We start from the raw sequence: 21,021 nt of genomic DNA on the forward strand, positions 1-21,021 counted from the left end.
ATTTCAGACAGAAACCTAACTGGAGTATAAGTGATACGGGAAGGGCTATAATCAGTGTAAGAAACTTTGAGGTATTGAGCTAAAAAGTGAGAATAAAACGAATATTTTTTGGTTTTTAATGCTGAAAATGTCTTGCATTAAAGGCTAAATATTTATCTTAATATGAATATCTAGATTTAATATTTGGTTTTGGTGTGAGCGCCTCAATAATATTTATTAAGGTGCTCACTGAAAATCCTTAGAAACGGTAAGTTACACCAAACATAATGTCATGGCTTCTGACTTTCACTTTTGAGGTGTTTTCTTGGCTATCTGCGTAGTAACTCGCTTCAGATTTTCCTGCATCTAAGAAGCGGTATCCCATATCTAATGAAACGTGATTATTCACTCTGTATTGTGAACCTAAACCGACGCTCCACGCAAAGTTAGTGGTTGTTTTGGATTTAGTGTATTTCTCGTGGGTGAACTGGTTTAAAGCGACAATATGCTCATTATAGTCATAACGCATTTTGTGGTTAATGCTTGCCATACCTAATCCGACGCTTACGTATGGGGTAAATTTAGTATCATTTTTGAAATCATAATAAGTATTGAGCATTACAGTGTTTAAAGTGATATCGGTTTTGACATCATCAGAGCTGCTGAAAACACCTGGGTCATTGGATGATTCGAGATTGTGGCTTGTGGAGGCTTTTTCTCTCATCCCAAATTCAAGTTCAGTGCGTAGAGGTAACGTGGTGCTTTTAGAAAAGTCGTAACCGACGGCAATGTTGCCACCGAAAACAGAATCATTGGTATTTCCGAGATTGGTTTTTTCAAATTCGTTATCACTGGTTTCCCATTTTTGATTGGAAATTTGAACGATTGAAGCCCCGATTTTACCTGAGACATACAGGCTTTCTGCCCCTGCAAAGGCTGTACTAGACACCAAACTGAGTAGAGATACGGCAATAATTTTTTTCATTATAAATTCCATTTAGCTATGTATTCGGATCACGCAATATGAGTATAGATAACTATTTAATTTATCTATGCAGGATCCCTATAAAACTTGATATACAGCAGGCTTTATTGTTTTTTAATATAATTAAGCATTTAGCTGTAAAAATAGTCTTTAGAGGAAAGAAAAATCGCGCTTTATCTGACGGATTAAGTGCCCAAAAGATTAATCCATGGCAAAAGGCGTACATTGGTTATCGGCAACAATTGAAATTGCTTAACAGCATGAAGATAATGAAAATAAATGATGGGGGGTTCAGCGGGTAAGAGTGCTATTTAGGTGAAATAGGTGACTAAGATAAGTCACACTCGACCCACATCAGTAAGCCGAGTGTTAAAGAAAGACGCAGAGGGATTAATATTCCCAAGTTTCTGGGTCAATACCTAGCTCGCGCATGATTTCTTTTGCTGCTTCAGGGATCTCATCATTACGTTCTTTACGCAAATCATCATCATCCGGCAGCGGTTGACCAGTAAACGCATGCAAAAAGGCTTCGCACAGTAATTCACTGTTAGTCGCGTGGCGCAAGTTATTGATCTGACGACGAGTACGTTCATCAGTTAAAATTTTCAGTACTTTTAAAGGAATCGATACTGTAATTTTTTTGACTTGCTCGCTTTTTTTGCCATGTTCAGCATACGGACTGACATATTCACCGTTCCATTCAGCCATGAGATACCTTGGATATATTCATTGATAATAAAATAATATACGAGTGTCAGTTTCCTGATCCTGAAGATGAATTTTTTTCAAGATACACTCAGCATACGGGTTAAGAATAAAGGGCTTAAGTTATTATTTAATACATATTAAAATCAATAAATTAAGTCTTTTTATATGCCGGTAATGTGGTCTAACTATCCATTGGCACATAATTATTATGGCTGATTATTCCATTAGTTGTTATAAACGTAAAGAGGTTTAGACGTCTGGACATGTTGACGGCTAAATTTGCTTTGAGTATGATTTGAGCTATCCCATACTTGGAGAGACACTCATGACATACAAAGCATCCACTATCGCGATACATAATGGACTCAATGAAGACTCGCAATTTGGTTGCGTTGTTCCTCCCATCTATTTATCTAGCACCTATAATTTTACGGATTTCAATGAGCCGAGAACCCATGACTACTCCCGTCGTGGCAATCCTGGGCGAGATATTGTGCAGCGAACACTGGCACAGCTAGAAGGCGGAAGTGGTGCCGTGATGACTAACAGTGGGATGTCGGCTCTCCATCTATTATGTACCGTATTATTACAACCGGGTGATCTACTCGTAGCCCCTCACGATTGTTACGGCGGCAGTTACCGCTTATTTAACAGCTTGAGCCAAAAAGGCGCTTATCAGGTTGAATTTGTTGACCAAGGCGACGAATCTGCGTTGCAAGTTGCATTAGCGAGAAAACCCAAACTGGTACTCATCGAAACGCCAAGTAACCCGTTACTGAGAATTTACGATATTCAACATATTTCGACACTTGCACATCACGCAGGGGCTTTAGTGGTGGTGGATAACACATTTTTAAGCCCTGCATTACAGCAACCATTAGCGTTAGGCGCTGATTTTGTTGTTCATTCTTGTACAAAATATCTCAATGGTCATTCAGATATTATTGCGGGTGCAGTGATTGCAAAAGAAGAGAAATGGGCTCTAGAATTAGCGTGGTGGGCGAATAATATCGGTGTCACTGGCGGTGCATTTGATAGTTACCTGTTACTCAGAGGTATGAGAACATTGTTGCCTCGCATAAAACAGCAGCAGCATAATGCAGGTGAAATCGTAAAATATCTTAAAACTCAGCCGCTGGTGAAGAAAATATATTATCCTGCCTTGAGTGATCATCCGGGACATCACATTGCTGCCGCGCAACAATCTGGCTTTGGCGCAATGTTAAGTTTTGAATTTGCAGGCGATGAAGCGCAACTTCGTCAGTTTTTACAGGCGCTGAGCTTGTTTACATTAGCGGAATCTCTCGGTGGTGTAGAAACCTTGATTTCCCATACGGCGACCATGACCCATGCAGGCATGTCTCCTGAAGCGCGAGCCGCAGCAGGTATTACTGATAGTTTACTGCGCATTTCAGTTGGTCTTGAAGATAGTCAGGATCTTATCGCAGATTTAAGCCACGCATTTAAGGTTGCGTCATAACGTTAGCGGAGTTTTTGATGAGTGCAATAACAGCATTTGAGGTGATCCCTTGTCACCGACAGTTACATAAGTTTGGGGGAAGTAGTTTAGCTGATGTGAAATGTTATCAGCGTGTCGCCACCATTATGGCGAACTACAGCCAACCTGGCGATTTAATGGTTGTTTCTGCGGCAGGGAGTACCACAAACCAGCTGATAAGTTGGCTTAAACTGAGCCAGAGTGACCGTATTTCTGCCCATCAAGTACAGCAAGCGCTACGCCGGTACCAGCAAGATTTGATTAGTGGATTACTGCCTGAAGAGAAGGCCGATGAGCTCAATCAGCTATTTGTTGCGGATTTAGAACGCCTCAGCGGGCTACTGGATAAACCTATCAATGATGCCACTTATGCAGAAGTCGTGGGGCACGGTGAAATCTGGTCAGCACGTTTAATGTCCGCAGTACTTGAACAGTTTGATATGGCGAGTGCTTGGTTAGATGCACGTGCATTTTTGCGCGCAGAAAGAGCCGCACAACCACAGGTGGATGAGGTTCAATCCCGCCATCTCTTACAGCAATTATTGGTGCAACATCCACAGCAACGTCTTGTGGTCACAGGGTTTATTTCCCGCAACCAAAAAGGTGAAACCGTCCTCTTGGGGCGTAACGGTAGTGACTATTCGGCTACCCAAGTTGGGGCATTAGCAGATGTCGGCAAAGTCACCATTTGGAGTGACGTGGCAGGGGTATACAGCGCGGATCCTCGCAAAGTAAAAGATGCTTGCCTGCTACCATTATTACGGTTAGATGAAGCCAGCGAATTGGCACGCCTTGCCGCACCTGTCTTACATACGCGTACTTTGCAGCCAGTTTCTGTCAGCAATATTGATTTGCAGCTGCGTTGTAGCTACCAACCGGAACAAGGCTCCACCAAAATTGAGCGTGTATTAGCGTCGGGTACGGGGGCAAAAATTGTCACCAGCCATAACGATGTGTGCTTAATTGAGCTGCGAATTGCCGCAGGGCGCGACTTTAACCAAATCTGCAAGGATGTAGATTTATTATTAAAACGCGTACAACTTCGCCCTCTGGCGCGAGGTATTCACCATGATCGCGCTATCTTACAACTGTGCTACACCTCGGAAGTGGTCGAAAGTGCATTGAATGTGTTGGAAGAAGCGGCATTGCCTGGGTCTCTTTCATTACGTGAAGGTTTTTCTCTGGTGGCTCTGGTCGGTGCTGGCGTGTGTAAAAAACCGCTGCACAGCCACCGTTTTTATGAAGAACTCAAAGGGCAGCCAGTTGAGTTTATTTGGCATTCAGAAGATGGCATTAGCTTAGTTGCGGTACTGCGCACCAATCAAACTGAGCATATTATTCAAGGCATGCACCAAAGCTTATTCCGCGCTGAAAAGCGCATTGGCTTAGTGCTGTTTGGTAAAGGTAATATTGGCGCCCGTTGGTTAGAACTGTTTTCGGTCGAGCAGCAAAATATTTCTGCTCGCAGTGACTTTGATTTTGTCTTGGCGGGTGTAGTAGATAGCCGCCGCAGTTTATTGAATTATCAAGGTATCGACCCAAGCCGCGCATTAGCCTTCTTTGATGACGAAGCAGTTGAACACCAAGACGATAATCTGTTTTTATGGATGCGAGCGCACCCTTATGATGACTTGATTGTGTTGGATGTCACCGCCAGCGGCGAGCTCGCCAATAGTTATGTGGATTTTGCGAGCTACGGTTTCCATGTTATCAGTGCAAACAAAATTGCAGGGGCGGCGCCTACTTCGCAATATCGTGATATTCGTGATGCGTTTGCGAAGACGGGGCGCCATTGGCTCTACAACGCGACCGTCGGCGCGGGGTTGCCGATCAACTATGCAGTGCGCGATCTCAAAGAAAGTGGTGACGCGATTCTGGCGATCAGTGGGATCTTCTCCGGCACATTATCGTGGCTATTCTTGCAATTTGATGGCTCTGTGCCTTTCAGTGAGCTTGTCGAGCAAGCTTGGCAGCAAGGATTAACAGAACCGGATCCTCGCATCGATTTATCTGGGCAAGATGTGATGCGCAAGCTCATTATTCTGGCGCGAGAAGCGGGCTATGATATCGAACCGGATGATGTGCGCGTGGAATCATTAGTGCCAGCGCAAGCGGAAACGGGCTCACTGGATGAGTTCTTTGAAAATAGCGCCGTGATTAACGATCAGATGCAGCAGCGCTTAGAAGCCGCGAAGGAGCTAGGATTAGTGCTACGTTATGTCGCGCGGTTTGATGCGGTGAAAGGTAAAGCAAAAGTGGGTGTCGAGGCAGTTAAACCTGAGCATCCGTTAGCCTCTTTATTACCGGGGGATAACGTTTTTGCCATTGAAAGCCGTTGGTATCGTGATAACCCATTGGTGATCCGCGGACCCGGTGCGGGTCGCGATGTGACAGCCGGCGCTATCCAATCTGACTTGAATCGACTTTCTCAGCTTTTATAAAATCAGCAACGCACGGGGTAGATAAACTCGTGCGTTCTCTTCATTTCTCAAATTTTCCCATTCCTATTTTATTCTTAAATAAGATTCATGACTTAAAAGTGCTGAATCGACGATAGATTGCGCTGAAACAATACTTAAATAAGAAAAATTAATAAAAATAGCGCTGTAATTAAATTTCAGAAAAATCACCCAAAGCGCTTTTTTTCTGATATGAATATAGGGTACAGGGTGAAATTCGCGGTCTGCATCACAAAACATAATTCTAGCCGACTGAAATTTTATTACAGGAAATCCAGCGCAGTTTGTTAACCGTTCACGAGAAGCGGGGTGGCATCCTGCCAACAGCACAAGATCAGGAGTCCCATGAATCAGCAATATTCCGCAATGCGCAGTAATGTCAGTATGTTGGGTAAGCTACTCGGTGATACCATCAAAGACGCTCTTGGTGAAGATATCCTCGATAAAGTCGAATCTATTCGCAAGTTATCCAAATCCTCCCGCGCAGGTAATGAAGTTCAGCGCCAAAAATTATTAATGACCTTGCAAACACTCACCAACGATGAGCTATTACCCGTTGCGAGGGCATTCAACCAATTCTTAAACTTAACCAACGTGGCGGAGCAGTACCACAGTATTTCTCCTCATGGCGAAGCGGCCAGTAACCCTGTTGCCTTACAGAAATTATTTGGGCGTTTAAAAGAGCACGATTTTAGCCACTGTGATATTCAAAAAGCCGTTGAAGAGCTTTCCATTGAGCTGGTGCTGACAGCCCATCCAACCGAAATCGCCCGCCGCACCTTAATTCACAAATTGGTTGAGGTGAACACCTGTTTATCCCAGCTCGATCATGATGATTTAGCGGATTACGAACGCAACAATATTATGCGCCGTTTACGCCAGTTGGTGGCGCAATCTTGGCATACCGATGAAATTCGTAAAATTCGCCCTACGCCAATCGATGAAGCGAAATGGGGTTTTGCGGTTGTTGAAAACTCATTGTGGGAAGGGGTTCCGGCATTTTTACGGGAATTCAATGAACAGCTCGAAGAGTCCATTGGGGCTGAATTACCTGTCGAAGCAAACCCAATCCGCTTTACGTCATGGATGGGGGGCGACCGTGATGGTAACCCGAATGTGACCGCGGAAGTGACTCGCCACGTTCTGTTATTAAGCCGCTGGAAAGCTGCCGATTTATTCTTGAAAGATATTCAGGTCTTGGTGTCGGAGCTTTCTATGACGGAAGCAACGCCAGCACTGCGTGCGCTGGCGGGCGGCGATGATGTGGATGAGCCTTATCGCCAAATCGCCAAAAATCTGCGTAGCCAACTGTTCTCTACGTTGGAATATTTAGAGCGCCGAGTGAAAGGCGAGCAAGTTTTGCCACCAGCGGATTTACTGACGGATAACGCACAACTGTGGGATCCGCTCTACACCTGCTATCAATCGCTCGTTGCTTGCAATATGAGCATTATTGCCAATGGCTCACTGTTAGATACGCTGCGCCGTATTCGCAGCTTTGGTCTGCAATTGGTACGTATCGATGTGCGCCAAGAGAGTACTCGCCATACTGAAGCGCTGTCTGAACTGACAGAATATTTGGGGCTGGGCAACTATGGCAATTGGTCGGAACAAGAGAAACAAGATTTCTTACTGACTGAGCTGCAATCTCGTCGTCCGCTGATCCCACAAGACTGGCAACCGACAGCAGAAACGCAAGAAGTATTCGAAACTTGCCGCGTTATCGCCAAAGCGAAAAATGATTCTATCGCTGCTTACGTGATCTCAATGGCGAAAGTGCCATCCGACGTTTTAGCCGTTAAGCTTCTGCTAAAAGAGGCGGGTGCTTCGATTAAATTGCCAGTTGCTCCACTGTTCGAAACCCTTGAAGACTTAAATAACGCCGAAAGTGTGATGACTAAGTTGCTCAGCATTGAGTGGTATCGTGAGCTGATTGATGATCGCCAAATGGTGATGATTGGTTACTCGGACTCTGCAAAAGATGCGGGTGTGATGGCGGCATCATGGGCGCAATATCGTGCACAAGATGCCCTAATTAAGCTGTGTGATAAAGAAGGTGTGAAACTGACACTGTTCCACGGCCGTGGCGGCACTATTGGTCGTGGCGGTGCACCAGCGCACTCCGCACTACTTTCCCAACCACCAGGAAGTTTAAAAGGCGGACTGCGTGTGACGGAACAAGGCGAGATGATCCGCTTTAAGTTTGGTCTGCCGCAAGTGACGATTAGCAGCTTGGCTATGTACGCGAGCGCTATCCTTGAAGCTAACTTACTGCCACCGCCAGAGCCAAAAGAAGAGTGGAAGGCGGTGATGAATTCGCTGTCTGATGTGTCTTGTGCGATGTATCGCGATTATGTGCGTGAACAGCCTGACTTTGTCCCGTATTTCCGTGCAGCAACCCCAGAGTTAGAGCTGGGTAAATTGCCATTAGGTTCTCGCCCTGCAAAACGCCGCCCTACTGGGGGCGTTGAAACCCTTCGTGCTATCCCTTGGATTTTTGCGTGGACACAAAACCGCTTGATGTTACCCGCGTGGTTAGGGGCAGGTGCGGCGCTAAAACATGTTATCGAAAAAGAAGGCAAGCAAGCGGTACTGGATGAAATGTGGCAAGAGTGGACATTCTTCAAAACCCGTATTGCGATGCTGGAAATGGTGTACGCGAAAGCCGATTTATGGTTGGCGGAATACTATGACCATTGCCTCGTTGAAAAACGTCTATGGCCACTGGGACAAAAGTTGCGTGACCAGTTATCCGAAGATATTAAGAGTGTTTTAGCTGTCTCTAAAGATGAAGCGTTGATGGCGGATTTACCGTGGATTGCGGAATCTATCGCGCTACGTAACGTCTATACTGACCCACTGAACGTATTGCAGGCTGAGCTATTACATCGCTCTCGCCAACAAGAGCATCCAGACCCGCGTGTGGAGCAAGCGTTGATGGTGACCATTGCGGGTGTTGCGGCGGGTATGCGTAATACCGGCTAACGATGAGTTTCTGTCAGTAAAAAGGCTGCCAATTGGCAGCCTTTTTCGTTTATGGTCGAACGTTATTTTTTGTTCTGATCATTATGAATCAGATGATAAGGCGAACGCGCCCGTGGATGGATAAAGAAATGGTTAGTTGGGGCATTGTGAGTTTTGATATGCACCATGGAGACGTTGGTGGATTTTCCGACTTTATTGTGGAATGCATAAATCACAAAAGGCAGTAGGAAGATAATCACAAAACTCACCGCTAGCAGCGTGACGTAAGTCGTATCATCTGCTCCTCCCGGCAATGAACTTGGCGGGAAGAATGACACCACAAATGCCAGAATTGAGATCACTAACCCAACAAACGCGATTAACAATTTAAAGCTTTTACCACCCGGCACGTTGAATGCCCGTTTTTTATCAGATTGTTTGCAGACTAAATGCATATAACCGAGGAACAGCATAAAGTAGCTACACAGATAAATAACAACAGTTAATGCCAGCGCTATCAGGAAGGACATATTCCCGCCGCCGCCTGTGTTGGTGAGGACAATAATCGCCACCGTGGTGATCAGTAATTGGGAAATGACTAACGTGACTGGCACGCCATTTTTATTCACTTTGGCAAAGCTTTTCGGCAAAATTCCTTTTTGTGCAGCGACATACATCCCACGGGAAGGTCCCACAATCCAAGAGGCAATTTCTGCTAATACGCCGAGTAACAGTAACGCAGCAATAATCCGTACTGCCCACTCTAAGGTGGAATTAAAGTGGCTAACGAGAACTTCAAAGGTTTGTACCACACCCGCAGACAGGTTGATTTCGCTGTTAGGGATCACGGCTGCAACCGATAAACCACCAATAGAGCTTAAGCAAATCGCCGCAATCATTAGTAAGAACATTGCCGCAGGATAATCTCGACCAGGGTTTTTCATTTCGTTGACGTGGGTTGCTGAGGCTTCAACACCCATGTAACTGAGAATAAAGGCAACAAAGACCACTAATGTGCCGATTTGTGTGAAGTCAGGAATAAAGGTTTTTGTGCTCATCTCGATAGCTAAAGGGGCGCCGCTTGCCAAGTAACTAATCGCTAGCCCAACGAGAATTAGAGCCGGTAATAAAATCCCAGCAAAGAAACCGACTTTTGCGATACTTGCTGTATATTTGGTTCCACCAAATTGGGTGAAAGCGAGAACCCATAAAATCACCAGAGCGCCGATGGTTTTGGTGACGGGATCGGTATTGAGTTCTGGCCAATTTAATATGTAGGATAGGGCGCCGAGTACAAAGTACAGCATCGGAATAAAGCCTATCGCAATTTGTAGATAACCAAATGAAATCGCCGCAAATCCCCAACGCTCTCCCAATGTGTTGGAAACCCACGCGAAAATCCCCCCTTCTTCCCAGCCTTCAACAGTCGCCATTTCGGCAGCACATAAGGCTACGGGGATAAACCATAGCAATCCCCCTAAGAGTAAAAAGAAAACTAAACTGAAACCCGATGTGGCGAATGTCGGATATTCATAGACCGCCATCACCATAGACGCGGTGATCGCAAAAAAACCTAACAAGGTGAGTTGTTTTGCGGCTGGAGCTGTTGTTGACGTCGCCATGCCTATTCTCCTGTCATATGTTTTACAAAGTCAGTCGGCGCATAAATGAATACGCCGACTGGATAAACGACTAAGGATTAGCTGTGATTGAAACCGCCGCTTTCTTCTTCAGAAAGTGGTTTACTGACAGGGTGTTTCTCGAAATATTCGAGGGTGCGTTTGAAATCTTCGATGAGCAGTGAGGCGAGGTCAAGGCTGACACCATGACGGACTAGAATACGCTGGATCACCAGATCTTCACGGTTTGCAGGCATTGAGTAAGCAGGGACTTGCCAGCCGCGGCTACGTAATTTGTCTGCAATATCATATAAAGAGTAGTTACTGGTTTTCGCACCGTCTTTTAATTTCCATGCCAATGCTGGGATACCTTTGGCACTATCGCCATCAAAAATCATCTCAAATGGGCCCAGTTTTTCAATTTCACGGGCAAGGTATTGAGCGGTGGCATAGCAGGCATTATGAATTTTCGCGTAGCCTTCGCGACCAAGACGTAGGAAGTTGTAATACTGTGCAATGATTTGTCCACCCGGACGAGAGAAGTTTAATGCGAAGGTTGGCATGTTACCGCCAAGGTAGTTCACATTGAAAATGAGCTCTTCTGGGAGATCTTTTGCTTCACGCCAAATTACCCAACCAGCACCTAATGGTGCTAAACCAAATTTGTGTCCAGATGCGTTGATGGATTTAACGCGAGGTAAGCGGAAATCCCATTCCAGTGTAGGCGCACAGAAAGGCGCGAGGAAACCACCACTTGCACCATCCACGTGAATAGGAATGTCTAAGCCCGTTTCTTTTTGCAGTTTATCCAATGCATCATGAACAGCTTTCACTGGCTCATATTGGCAAGTGAACGTCACGCCTAGAGTTGGAACGACACCGATAGTATTTTCATCAACGCGTTTGATAACTTCTTCTGGGCTCATGATCAGGCGGTCGCCTTCAAGCGGAATTTCACGCAGTTCGACATCAAAATAACGGGCAAATTTATGCCAACAAATCTGGACAGGGCCACAGATTAAGTTAGGTTTATCGGTTGGTTTTCCTTTGGCAGCTTGTTTTTTACGCCATTGCCATTTTAACGCCAGCCCCCCTAACATTGCGGCTTCTGAAGAGCCAATCGTTGAGCAGCCTAATGTATTGAGTGCGTCAGGAGAGTGCCATAAATCAGCGAGCATATGCACGCAGCGGTTTTCAATTTCGGCGGTTTGCGGATATTCATCTTTATCAATCATGTTTTTGTCGATAGAGAGATCCATCAAACTGCGAATTTCGTCATCTACCCATGTTTGGCAAAATGTTGCTAAGTTTTGTCGGGAATTACCATCTAGCATTAGCTCATCACGTACTGCGCTAAATACATTTCTCGGGTCGCTTTCTTTGATTGGAAATTTCGTTTTTGGTAAGGATTGGGATAAATCAAATGAAGCATAAACATCATCTAATTCACTATATTTTGAAGATACTGATTTATTATTCATACAACGAATCTCCTCAATAATTGAGATGTTATTACTAGGAAGGATCAATAATCTTATATTTTCATATAAGCATAAAAATAAATTGGAATAAAGTTCTTTAAAAGAAAGTCTGATTTTGGTGGTGGTTGTTTTGATTATTTGTTTTCATGGTAAATATGATTTAAATTCGAAGTTAATCAGATATAACAATTTATCAACATTGTTAATCTGAATTTTCGCTAAGTGATTCAATGTGAAAAAATGAGTTGCATCAATGGGCTATGAGTTTTCGCTGGGTGTGTAAGCTATTGAAAAACAATATTTCTATTGCTAGAGGAATAATGATGAATAAGGATAAAATAGCGTTTTATGTGGTTTTTAATGATATTAATCAGTGCATCTTTAAAAGACTATTTGTTTTGGATTGATCTAATATCAGTTTTTTAATTAAATATTTACTGTATTTTAATTCTATTTAGACATATTTGATGAATTATTTTTGTTATAACTTTAATTTCTAGTCTAATAATGACTGGTTTTAGTCTGCATTAATTATGGGGAACGGAGTTATAGAGAATAGCGGTAAATAGAATAGAAAGAAGGGAAATATGATTGGGTTAATTCACGATAAATGAATTAACCCGATAAGTGATATGGAATAAAGTGGTTGCTTCACCTAACACCCAATTATTTTGGTCTAACGCCTAATGTATGGCAAATGGCGTAAGTTAGTTCAGAGCGGTTTAAGGTGTAAAAATGGAAATCTTTTACACCTTCACGACTTAAAATTTTCACCATGTCCATGGCAATTGACGCGCCAACAAGATTGCGGCTTTCAGGGTCATCATCTAAGCCTTCGTACATTCTATTCATCCAACTTGGGATACGCACATTGGTGATTTTGGCAAAACGTTCTAGCTGGCGGAAGTTAGAAACAGGCAAAATTCCCGGTACGATTTCCACATCAATACCCGTTGCTACGCAGCGGTCACGAAAACGTAGGTAGCTTTCAACATCAAAGAAAAATTGGGTAATGGCGCGGTTGGCTCCGGCTTCAATCTTTTTCTTCAAATTGATTAAGTCAGCCTGAGCACTTTTGGCCTCAGGGTGTACTTCAGGGTAAGCTGCGACGGAAATATCAAAGTCAGCTTCAGTTTTCAGTAATTCAACCAAGTGCTCTGCATACATATCGGGCTTGCGGCTGTTATCAGGAAGGTCTCCCCGTAATGCCACAATATGGCGAATGCCGTTGTTCCAATAATCTCGAGCGATGGTTTTTAGTTCATCAGGGCTGGCATCGATGCAGGTTAAGTGTGGTGCGGCCACTAATCCTGTTTTGTCTTTGATATCTTTAATGATGCTATGGGTTCTATCTCGCTCACCGGAGTTAGCGCCGTAGGTGACAGAGACAAAATTCGGTTTTAAGACCTTGAGCCTATCGATAGATTTCCACAATGTCTGTTCCATTTCTGCTGAGCGAGGTGGGAAAAATTCAAATGAGACATTAATCTGCCCATCTAATTCAGCTAAATTCTGGTTCAACGCCTCGCGCTGATTTGCGTGAAAGAAACTCATACCCTGTGACCTCGCCTCAAGAAACTCATTATTTAATGATTATTTTCGTTATTTGATTATATGCATTCGTTTGTACTTCTATACGTTTAGACGTCTAAATAGAGATTACGCGATATTGAGAGAGAGAGTCAACTCCTAAATCAAATTTGGAATTGATGTTTTTTCAGAGGCAACAAGAGAAAAATTCATGATGGGGAAATGCGGAGCCGACTGACTCCGCATGCGGTACAACATTACTTAGTAAAATACTATTCAGTAAAACACTATTCAGTAAAACAGAAGTGCTCGACCATTTGGCTGATGAGTTGGCGGGTTGGTTCAATAAAGCTCATATCGATGAACTCATCAGGCTGGTGGGCTTGTTCAATAGAGCCGGGACCCAGCACCAGTGTCGGGCAAAGTTCTTGGATAAATGGCGCTTCCGTACAGTAGTTTACGGTTTCCGCTTTTTTACCTAATAACTGCTCAATGACTGCTACCATTTTATGATCTGTCGGGCATTCATAGCCGGGGATCGGTGGGTGCATCTCTTCAATGGCTAAGCGACCCGGCCATTTTGCACGAACGGGTTCGAGAGTTTCATTGAGTAGCTCGTCCAGATCTTGCAACGTTAAACCTGGCAGTGGGCGAATATCCATATGTAATTCACAGCAACCACAAATTCGGTTCGCGGCATCACCACCATGAATATGACCAAAGTTCATGGTTGGATACGGGATCACAAACGCAGGGTTGTTATAGCGCTCTTTCAATGTATTTCTTAAAGTCATTAAGTGAGAGATAGATTCATGCATTAATTCAATGGCATTAACGCCTCTATCTGGATCACTGGAATGCCCAGATTGACCTGTAATACGAATGGCATTGGAAAGGTGTCCTTTATGCGCGCGAATAGGCTGTAATGACGTCGGTTCACCAATGATGGCGAAATCGGGGCGTAATTGCGTGCTGGCAGCAAAAAAGCGAGCACCAGCCATCGAGGTTTCTTCATCTGCCGTGGCAAGAATATGCAGAGGGCGCTTTAAGGTGCTGAGGTCAACATCACGCAGTGCATCAATAATAAAGGCAAAAAAGCCTTTCATATCTGCGGTGCCTAGCCCATACAGTTTGCCATTATGTTCGGTGAGCTTGAACGGATCTTTACTCCAACGACCCTCATCAAATGGCACGGTATCCGTATGACCGCATAGCATCAACCCTCCGTTACCCTCGCCAATCGAGGCTAACAGGTTATATTTATCTCGGGTATCAGGGACCGGTTGAATATTCACATTAAAGCCTAAGGTTTCTAACCATCCACCTAATAGCTCCACCAGCGCTCGGTTACTCTGATCGAGTTGCGAATCGGTCGCACTAATCGACGGTGTGGCGATTAATTGACGATAAATCTCAATAAATGCAGGTAATTTAATATTCACTGTTGACAGCCTTTATCCATAATAGTATCAATATTCATGCACTTTATTTGAATAAAAATACACATTAAACTGTTTGGGTCACGAGTACAAGGTAGAAAACACATGTTGAACACACTCATTGTCGGGGCCAGTGGTTATACTGGAGCAGAATTAGCCGCTTACTTACAACGTCATCCTGATATTCATCTTTCTGGGCTGATGGTTTCTGCACAAAGTGCGGATGCGGGTAAATGCTTTTCTGATTTACATCCCCAGTATAAAGGCATTATCGACCTTCCGGTTCAGCCGCTTACCGATGTGGCTGAGGCGCCAAAAGGGGTTGATGTTGTTTTCCTCGCGACCGCCCATGAAGTTAGTCATGACATTGCACCCCAGTTTCTTGAAGCGGGTTGCGTGGTGTTTGACCTTTCGGGTGCTTATCGTGTTCAAGATGCGGCGTTTTATCCGCAATACTACGGTTTCGAACATACAAATACCCAGTGGTTAATGCAAGCAGTTTACGGTTTAGCGGAATGGCAGGCAGATAAAATCCGTCAAGCTCAACTGATTGCGGTGCCGGGGTGTTATCCCACGGTTTCTCAACTTTCATTGAAGCCGTTGATTGAAGCGGATTTACTCGATGAAAACATGTGGCCGGTGATTAATGCCACCAGCGGCGTTTCAGGGGCAGGGCGTAAAGCCTCCATGACGAACAGCTTTTGCGAGGTAAGCTTACAGCCTTACGGCATTTTCACTCACCGTCATCAACCGGAAATTGCGACGCATTTAGGCAGAGACGTGATTTTCACGCCACATTTAGGCAATTTTGCACGGGGCATACTGGCGACCATCACTTGCAAAGTGAAAGCCGGCGTTACAGCGGAGCAAATTAGCCAAACATTTAAAGATGCGTATCACGATAAACCGTTAGTCCGTTTATATGATAAAGGCGTTCCTGCACTGAAATCGGTGGTTGGCACGCCATTTTGTGATATCGGCTTTGTATTGAAAGGTGAGCACCTGATTTTAGTGGGTACAGAAGATAACCTATTAAAAGGTGCCGCAGCGCAAGCCGTTCAGTGCATGAATATTCGGTTTGGTTTTAACGAAACGCAATCATTACTTTAATGCTCTTATGGCAATTTATTAAGGATAAATCCCCATGCAACCTTTAGTCATTAAATTGGGTGGTGTGTTACTCGATAGCGAAGAAGCCCTAGAAAGATTATTTACGGCGATCCAAACCTACCGTCAGGCTCATCAACGTGAGCTGGTGATTGTTCACGGTGGTGGGTGTTTAGTCGATGAATTAATGCAAAAACTGCAATTACCCGTTGTGAAAAAGCAAGGATTGCGTGTCACGCCAGCAGATCAAATCGACATTATTACCGGAGCGCTAGCCGGAACAGCGAATAAAACCTTGTTGGCATGGGCGATTAAACATCAATTGCAAGCGGTGGGTTTATCCCTTGGGGATGGACACAGCGCAGTGGTTACGCAAATTAATGATGAATTAGGTCATGTGGGTAGCGCGAAAGCGGGTGATGCGAATTTACTGAAATTATTACTGTCTGCGGGATATTTACCCATCATTAGTTCTATCGGGATCACCGAAGAGGGGCAACTTATGAACGTCAATGCAGACCAAGCGGCGACAGCAATTGCCCAAGCACTGAATGCCGATTTAGTCCTGCTTTCTGATGTAAGCGGTATTTTGGATGGTAAAGGCCAAAAGATTGATGAAATGACGACCGCCAAAGCGCAGAAACTGATCGATCAAGGCATCATCACGGATGGAATGATAGTCAAAGTGAATGCGGCGTTAGAAGCGGCGTCCACATTGCAACGTCCAGTAGATATTGCGAGCTGGCGTCATGCGGAACAGTTGCCATCACTATTTAATGGCACCGCGATTGGCACACGAATTCTTGCTTCTTGAGTGAATAACTGAGCAAGCAAACAGACAAATCAGACATTTATTTTAAAGACATTTAATTTTAAACAGAATTGGGACAGGTAATTTATGAAAAAGGGCATTAAGAAGATTGTATTAGCGTACTCCGGTGGATTAGACACGTCGGCTATCATTCCATGGTTAAAAGAAAACTACGATGACTGTGAAGTCGTGGCATTCGTTGCTGATGTGGGTCAAGACAGAGAAGACTTAGTCGGTGTTGAGAAAAAGGCCCTGCAATCAGGTGCTTCTGAATGCTACGTAGTTGACCTGCGTGAAGAATTTATCAAAGAATATATCTACCCAGTGCTGAAAACAGGTGCGCTGTATGAAGGTAGCTATTTACTGGGTACATCAATGGCGCGTCCAATTATCGCTAAAGCGCAAGTTGAAATCGCACTGAAAGTTGGCGCAGATGCCGTCGCGCACGGCGCAACCGGTAAAGGTAATGACCAAGTGCGTTTTGAAAGCACTTACACCGCATTAGCACCACAATTGAAAGTGGTTGCGCCATGGCGTGAGTGGGACTTACGTTCCCGTGAAGCCCTGCTGGATTACCTGAAAGAGCGTAATATTCCAACGACAGCGAGCTTAGAGAAAATCTACAGCCGTGATGAAAACGCATGGCACATTTCTACTGAAGGCGGCGTATTGGAAAGCACTTGGAATGCCGCTAACCAAGATTGCTGGGTGTGGACGGTTGATCCGAAAGATGCACCAGATGAAGCTGAGCTGGTGACGGTTGGCGTGAAACACGGTGAAGTGGTTTCTGTAAACGGGAAAGCGTTGTCTCCATTAGGCTGTTTAGAAACATTAAATACGCTGGGTGCAAAACATGGCGTGGGTCGTATTGATATCGTGGAAAACCGTTTAGTGGGTATGAAATCCCGTGGTTGCTATGAAACCCCAGGGGGCACGATCATGATGGCAGCACTGCGCGGTGTTGAGCAATTAGTATTAGACCGCGATAGCTATAAATGGCGTGAACAGCTAGGTCTGGAAATGTCTTATGTGGTGTATGACGGTCGCTGGTTTGCGCCACTTCGTCATTCTTTACAAGCAGCAGCAGAATCCCTGGCTCAGGATGTGACCGGTGAAGTGGTTCTGAAATTGTATAAAGGGCAAGTGACGGCTATCCAGAAGAAAGCGGATAAGAGCCTGTACTCTGAAGAGTTTGCAACATTTGGTGAAGATGAAGTTTACGATCACAGCCATGCTGGTGGGTTTATCCGTCTCTACTCACTCTCTTCACGTATTCGTGCGCTGAAAGAACAGAACAAAGCAAAATAGTTTTATCAGTATGACCCCGACAGCCAGATAGGGCTGTCGGGCAGACACTTATTTTATCAATCAGGTAGGGACTCGTTATGGCACTTTGGGGTGGACGTTTTAGTCAGCAGGCAGATCAGCGGTTTAAACAATTCAATGATTCACTGCGTTTTGATTATCGCTTAGCTGAGCAGGATATTATTGGCTCTGTGGCATGGTCAAAAGCGTTGGTCACGGTTGGCGTGCTGTCTGATAGCGAGCAAAAATCTCTCGAGCAAGCACTCAATGCGCTATTGGCGGAAGTGCAAGCCGATCCTGAAATTATCTTGCAAAGCGACGCCGAAGATATTCATAGCTGGGTTGAAGGTAAACTGATTGATAAAGTCGGTGATTTAGGAAAAAAACTACACACAGGTCGTAGCCGTAATGACCAAGTCGCGACAGATTTAAAACTGTGGTGTAAAGACCAAGTGGCGCTGTTATTAGACGCTGTGACTGAGTTACAAAAAGCGTTGGTCATCACCGCTGAAAATAACCAAGATGCAGTGATGCCAGGCTATACCCACTTACAACGTGCTCAGCCAGTGACATTCGCCCATTGGTGTTTAGCGTATAGCGAAATGTTGTCTCGTGATGAAAGCCGTTTGCAAGATACTTTAAAGCGTTTAGATGTCAGCCCATTAGGTTGTGGGGCGCTGGCGGGTACAGCCTATGATATTGACCGTGAGCAATTAGCATCATGGTTAGGCTTTTCATCCGCAACGCGTAACAGTTTAGATACCGTTTCTGATAGAGACCATGTGTTAGAACTTTTATCTGACGCCAGCATCGGTATGGTGCATTTATCTCGCTTTGCTGAAGATCTGATTTTCTTCAACAGTGGCGAAGCAGGGTTTGTGGAGTTATCCGATAAAGTGACTTCAGGCTCGTCGCTGATGCCGCAAAAGAAAAATCCTGATGCATTGGAGCTAATTCGTGGTAAATGTGGCCGTGTTCAAGGTGCATTGACCGGCATGATGATGACCCTGAAAGGGTTGCCGCTTGCTTACAACAAAGATATGCAAGAAGACAAAGAAGGGTTATTCGATGCCCTCGATACATGGTTAGATTGTATGCACATGGCGGTACTCGTTCTGGATGGTATCCAAATTCGTCGTCCTCGCTGTGAAGATGCAGCAAAACAAGGTTATGCAAATGCGACTGAGCTGGCGGATTATCTAGTGGCGAAAGGCGTTCCATTCCGTGAAGCTCACCATATTGTGGGGGAAGCCGTTGTGGCTGCGATAGCGCAGGGGAAAGCATTAGAAGAGATGGCATTAAGTGATTTGCAAAAATTCAGTGCAACTATCCAATTGGATGTGTATGAGATTTTATCTCTACAGTCTTGTCTTGATAAGCGATTAGCAAAAGGTGGGGTATCTCAAAAGCAGGTGGCAAAAGCCATTGTAGATGCGAGAACTCGCTTGAAGATGTCAATAAAGGAAATGTAGAAAAAATGGGGGGTAGCATGGCTACCCCAATTTCCATAACGTTTAATCTTAACTATATTTAATTGTTAACATACCCATCTGTTTGTCTTCATTCACCCAATCATAAGAATAGACACTTCGACCGCCATTCAGGACTTTCCAACCTTGAGTTTTTACTAGTTTTGTCAGGTCAATGCTATTGGCAACCATATCGTCATTGTCGTTTAAACAATTTACAGTGACGTTGTTATTATTTACTTCATTCAAGCAAGACGCATAGACAATTGAGCCAGTAAATTGGATGGTACCGTTATGCTCGCTGTTTTCTGCGTAGGCATTAACAGCGCTAAAAGTAGGAACGAATAATAATGCCATGACTGCGCGAGAGAAGGTTTTTTTAGCGATTGATGTTAAATTTTTCATAATAGTATCCCCTAACTGATTTGTGTTTAATCAATTTGTTTAAATGTATTAATTTAATAAATTCGGTATTGCGTAAGGTATATATTGGCTGCTTTTCTTTTTTCAATTACCTCGTGCTATTTGATGGAGCGTATAATAATTCAAATAACTCTACTAAGGTGTAAACATTGAAAATCAAATGTATGGAAATTTTAAAATTAAATTAAACAATATGGGATAAGTTAAATATAGTATAAGTAAAAACGCATACCCATAAAAAACTAGTTAAGAACAAATTTAATTATATTTAGGATATAAAAATCCCATCTATCCGATATTGTCAAATAAAAATATTGTATGTTAAGAGTTGAGCGCACTCATTCGTTGGGTGAGCGCTAATAGATAGTAAAATCTATGCTGATCACTTTAATATATTCTTTTATATGTATTTACAAACTTTAATTAAATATGAAAGAAAATATAACAAAATGTTTCATTACTGAGAGGCCAATACTTATAATGCTACGCCCTTGATCCCGCTATTACCTTATTTTGGGGTATTAAGTTCCATTAGCTTGTTTGGGAGCTATTCGCTATTATCATTTCTCTAGAGAGTTCTTGATAATCATTCTATATAGAAATATAAGATTAATTATCTAGATGGCTAAGTTTTAATATAATTACTCCAATAATAGGTAATATGTATTTAATATTTAGCATCACTGTCATTGAGTATTATTCAATCATCCAAAAGTCATCATAGGCCAATGGATTCAACTAATTTGAATAAATGATTATTTATTTTAATGGTTTTTATGAGGTTATTGATAGCTCTGTATCAATTCATGACTCTTATCAAAGTAATTTCTAAATTGTGATCATTGCGTTCAAGTGGTTATATTATTGACATTAAGGTGATTAACTTCAACGTTAAAAATATTTAAAAGTATGTCAAAAAAAACAAACAATTAATTTTGTATGTTATTATTTTTAATAAAATTATTCATTTTTTCTTCTGATATTACTCGATGGGGAAAGTATAGTGAGGTTGATAGATTTAGTGGATGCTATTGGTGATCCATTAAACTAGTTCGTAAGTACAATGATAAGAAGAAAGATATATTAAGAAGTTTATTGGAATAGCTACCTGAATATTTTTTAATACGCAATTATTACTCTTTTATAGAGTAAAAATGGTTGATTATTGCATATTGAAATCATTTTTTATTCGGAAAAAGACTGATACATTTATTTTCTAGGTATTACAGTTTGTTTCATATTCA

General features: G+C 43.4%; 15 protein-coding genes. 8 read left to right on the forward strand and 7 right to left on the reverse strand.

The window, feature by feature from the left end; all coding sequences use genetic code 11:
* Positions 1–238: 238 nt before the first annotated feature.
* A complete protein-coding gene (locus tag PR799_RS12455) occupies positions 239–964 on the reverse strand; it encodes an outer membrane protein (protein ID WP_272522225.1) in 726 nt (241 codons plus the stop codon).
* A gap of 38 nt (positions 965–1,002) precedes the next feature.
* Between PR799_RS12455 and PR799_RS12460 the strand changes: the two genes are divergently transcribed.
* Complete coding sequence (locus PR799_RS12460) at positions 1,003–1,266, forward strand: hypothetical protein (protein WP_272522227.1); 264 nt, start codon at positions 1,003–1,005, stop codon at positions 1,264–1,266.
* 88 nt (positions 1,267–1,354) lie between these two features.
* Here PR799_RS12460 and metJ read toward each other — a convergent pair whose 3' ends face one another.
* Entirely contained in the window at positions 1,355–1,672 is a 318-nt protein-coding gene (gene metJ, locus PR799_RS12465; protein WP_036950870.1) for a met regulon transcriptional regulator MetJ, read from the reverse strand.
* Between the two features lie 325 nt (positions 1,673–1,997).
* On the opposite strand from metJ, the gene metB reads away from it, so the two are divergent.
* From metB to ppc, 3 genes are all read left to right on the forward strand, one after another.
* The gene (gene metB, locus PR799_RS12470) at positions 1,998–3,152 is read left to right on the forward strand and encodes a cystathionine gamma-synthase (RefSeq protein ID WP_154628111.1); all 1,155 of its coding nucleotides are present in this window, start codon (positions 1,998–2,000) and stop codon (positions 3,150–3,152) included.
* Positions 3,153–3,169: 17 nt separating this feature from the next.
* A complete protein-coding gene (locus PR799_RS12475; protein WP_154628112.1) occupies positions 3,170–5,611 on the forward strand; it encodes a bifunctional aspartate kinase/homoserine dehydrogenase II in 2,442 nt (813 codons plus the stop codon).
* Between the two features lie 363 nt (positions 5,612–5,974).
* The gene (gene ppc, locus PR799_RS12480; protein WP_272522229.1) at positions 5,975–8,614 is read left to right on the forward strand and encodes a phosphoenolpyruvate carboxylase; all 2,640 of its coding nucleotides are present in this window, start codon (positions 5,975–5,977) and stop codon (positions 8,612–8,614) included.
* Between the two features lie 62 nt (positions 8,615–8,676).
* Here the strand turns inward: ppc and gadC are convergent, their stop codons facing one another.
* From gadC to argE, 4 genes are all read right to left on the reverse strand, one after another.
* Complete coding sequence (gene gadC, locus PR799_RS12485) at positions 8,677–10,215, reverse strand: glutamate:gamma-aminobutyrate antiporter (RefSeq protein ID WP_272522231.1); 1,539 nt, start codon at positions 10,213–10,215, stop codon at positions 8,677–8,679.
* A gap of 77 nt (positions 10,216–10,292) precedes the next feature.
* The gene (locus PR799_RS12490) at positions 10,293–11,693 is read right to left on the reverse strand and encodes a glutamate decarboxylase (RefSeq protein WP_154628115.1); all 1,401 of its coding nucleotides are present in this window, start codon (positions 11,691–11,693) and stop codon (positions 10,293–10,295) included.
* A 666-nt stretch (positions 11,694–12,359) separates the two neighbouring features.
* On the reverse strand, positions 12,360–13,247 hold the full coding sequence (gene metF, locus PR799_RS12495) for a methylenetetrahydrofolate reductase (protein ID WP_036950884.1): 888 nt from the start codon (positions 13,245–13,247) through the stop codon (positions 12,360–12,362).
* A gap of 263 nt (positions 13,248–13,510) precedes the next feature.
* A complete protein-coding gene (gene argE, locus PR799_RS12500) occupies positions 13,511–14,665 on the reverse strand; it encodes an acetylornithine deacetylase (RefSeq protein ID WP_272522232.1) in 1,155 nt (384 codons plus the stop codon).
* A 102-nt stretch (positions 14,666–14,767) separates the two neighbouring features.
* On the opposite strand from argE, the gene argC reads away from it, so the two are divergent.
* The 4 genes from argC to argH all read left to right on the forward strand — a co-directional run bounded on the left by argC (position 14,768) and on the right by argH (position 19,357).
* Positions 14,768–15,772 carry an N-acetyl-gamma-glutamyl-phosphate reductase gene (gene argC, locus PR799_RS12505; protein WP_272522234.1) on the forward strand — a complete coding sequence of 335 codons (1,005 nt, stop codon included), beginning with the start codon at positions 14,768–14,770 and terminating at the stop codon, positions 15,770–15,772.
* Positions 15,773–15,806: 34 nt separating this feature from the next.
* Positions 15,807–16,583 (forward strand): acetylglutamate kinase, encoded by a 777-nt coding sequence (argB, locus tag PR799_RS12510; protein ID WP_154628118.1) that lies wholly within the window; start codon positions 15,807–15,809, stop codon positions 16,581–16,583.
* 84 nt (positions 16,584–16,667) lie between these two features.
* Positions 16,668–17,888, forward strand: coding sequence for an argininosuccinate synthase (locus PR799_RS12515; RefSeq protein ID WP_036950892.1), 1,221 nt, complete (start codon positions 16,668–16,670; stop codon positions 17,886–17,888).
* Positions 17,889–17,965: 77 nt separating this feature from the next.
* Positions 17,966–19,357, forward strand: a complete 1,392-nt coding sequence (gene argH / locus PR799_RS12520; RefSeq protein ID WP_154628119.1) for an argininosuccinate lyase — start codon at positions 17,966–17,968, stop codon at positions 19,355–19,357.
* A 48-nt stretch (positions 19,358–19,405) separates the two neighbouring features.
* Here the strand turns inward: argH and PR799_RS12525 are convergent, their stop codons facing one another.
* On the reverse strand, positions 19,406–19,759 hold the full coding sequence (locus PR799_RS12525; RefSeq protein ID WP_272522235.1) for a hypothetical protein: 354 nt from the start codon (positions 19,757–19,759) through the stop codon (positions 19,406–19,408).
* Positions 19,760–21,021: the final 1,262 nt, after the last annotated feature.

This window comes from Providencia sp. PROV202 (genome assembly GCF_028479565.1).
Classification (GTDB): Bacteria; Pseudomonadota; Gammaproteobacteria; order Enterobacterales; family Enterobacteriaceae; genus Providencia; species Providencia zhijiangensis.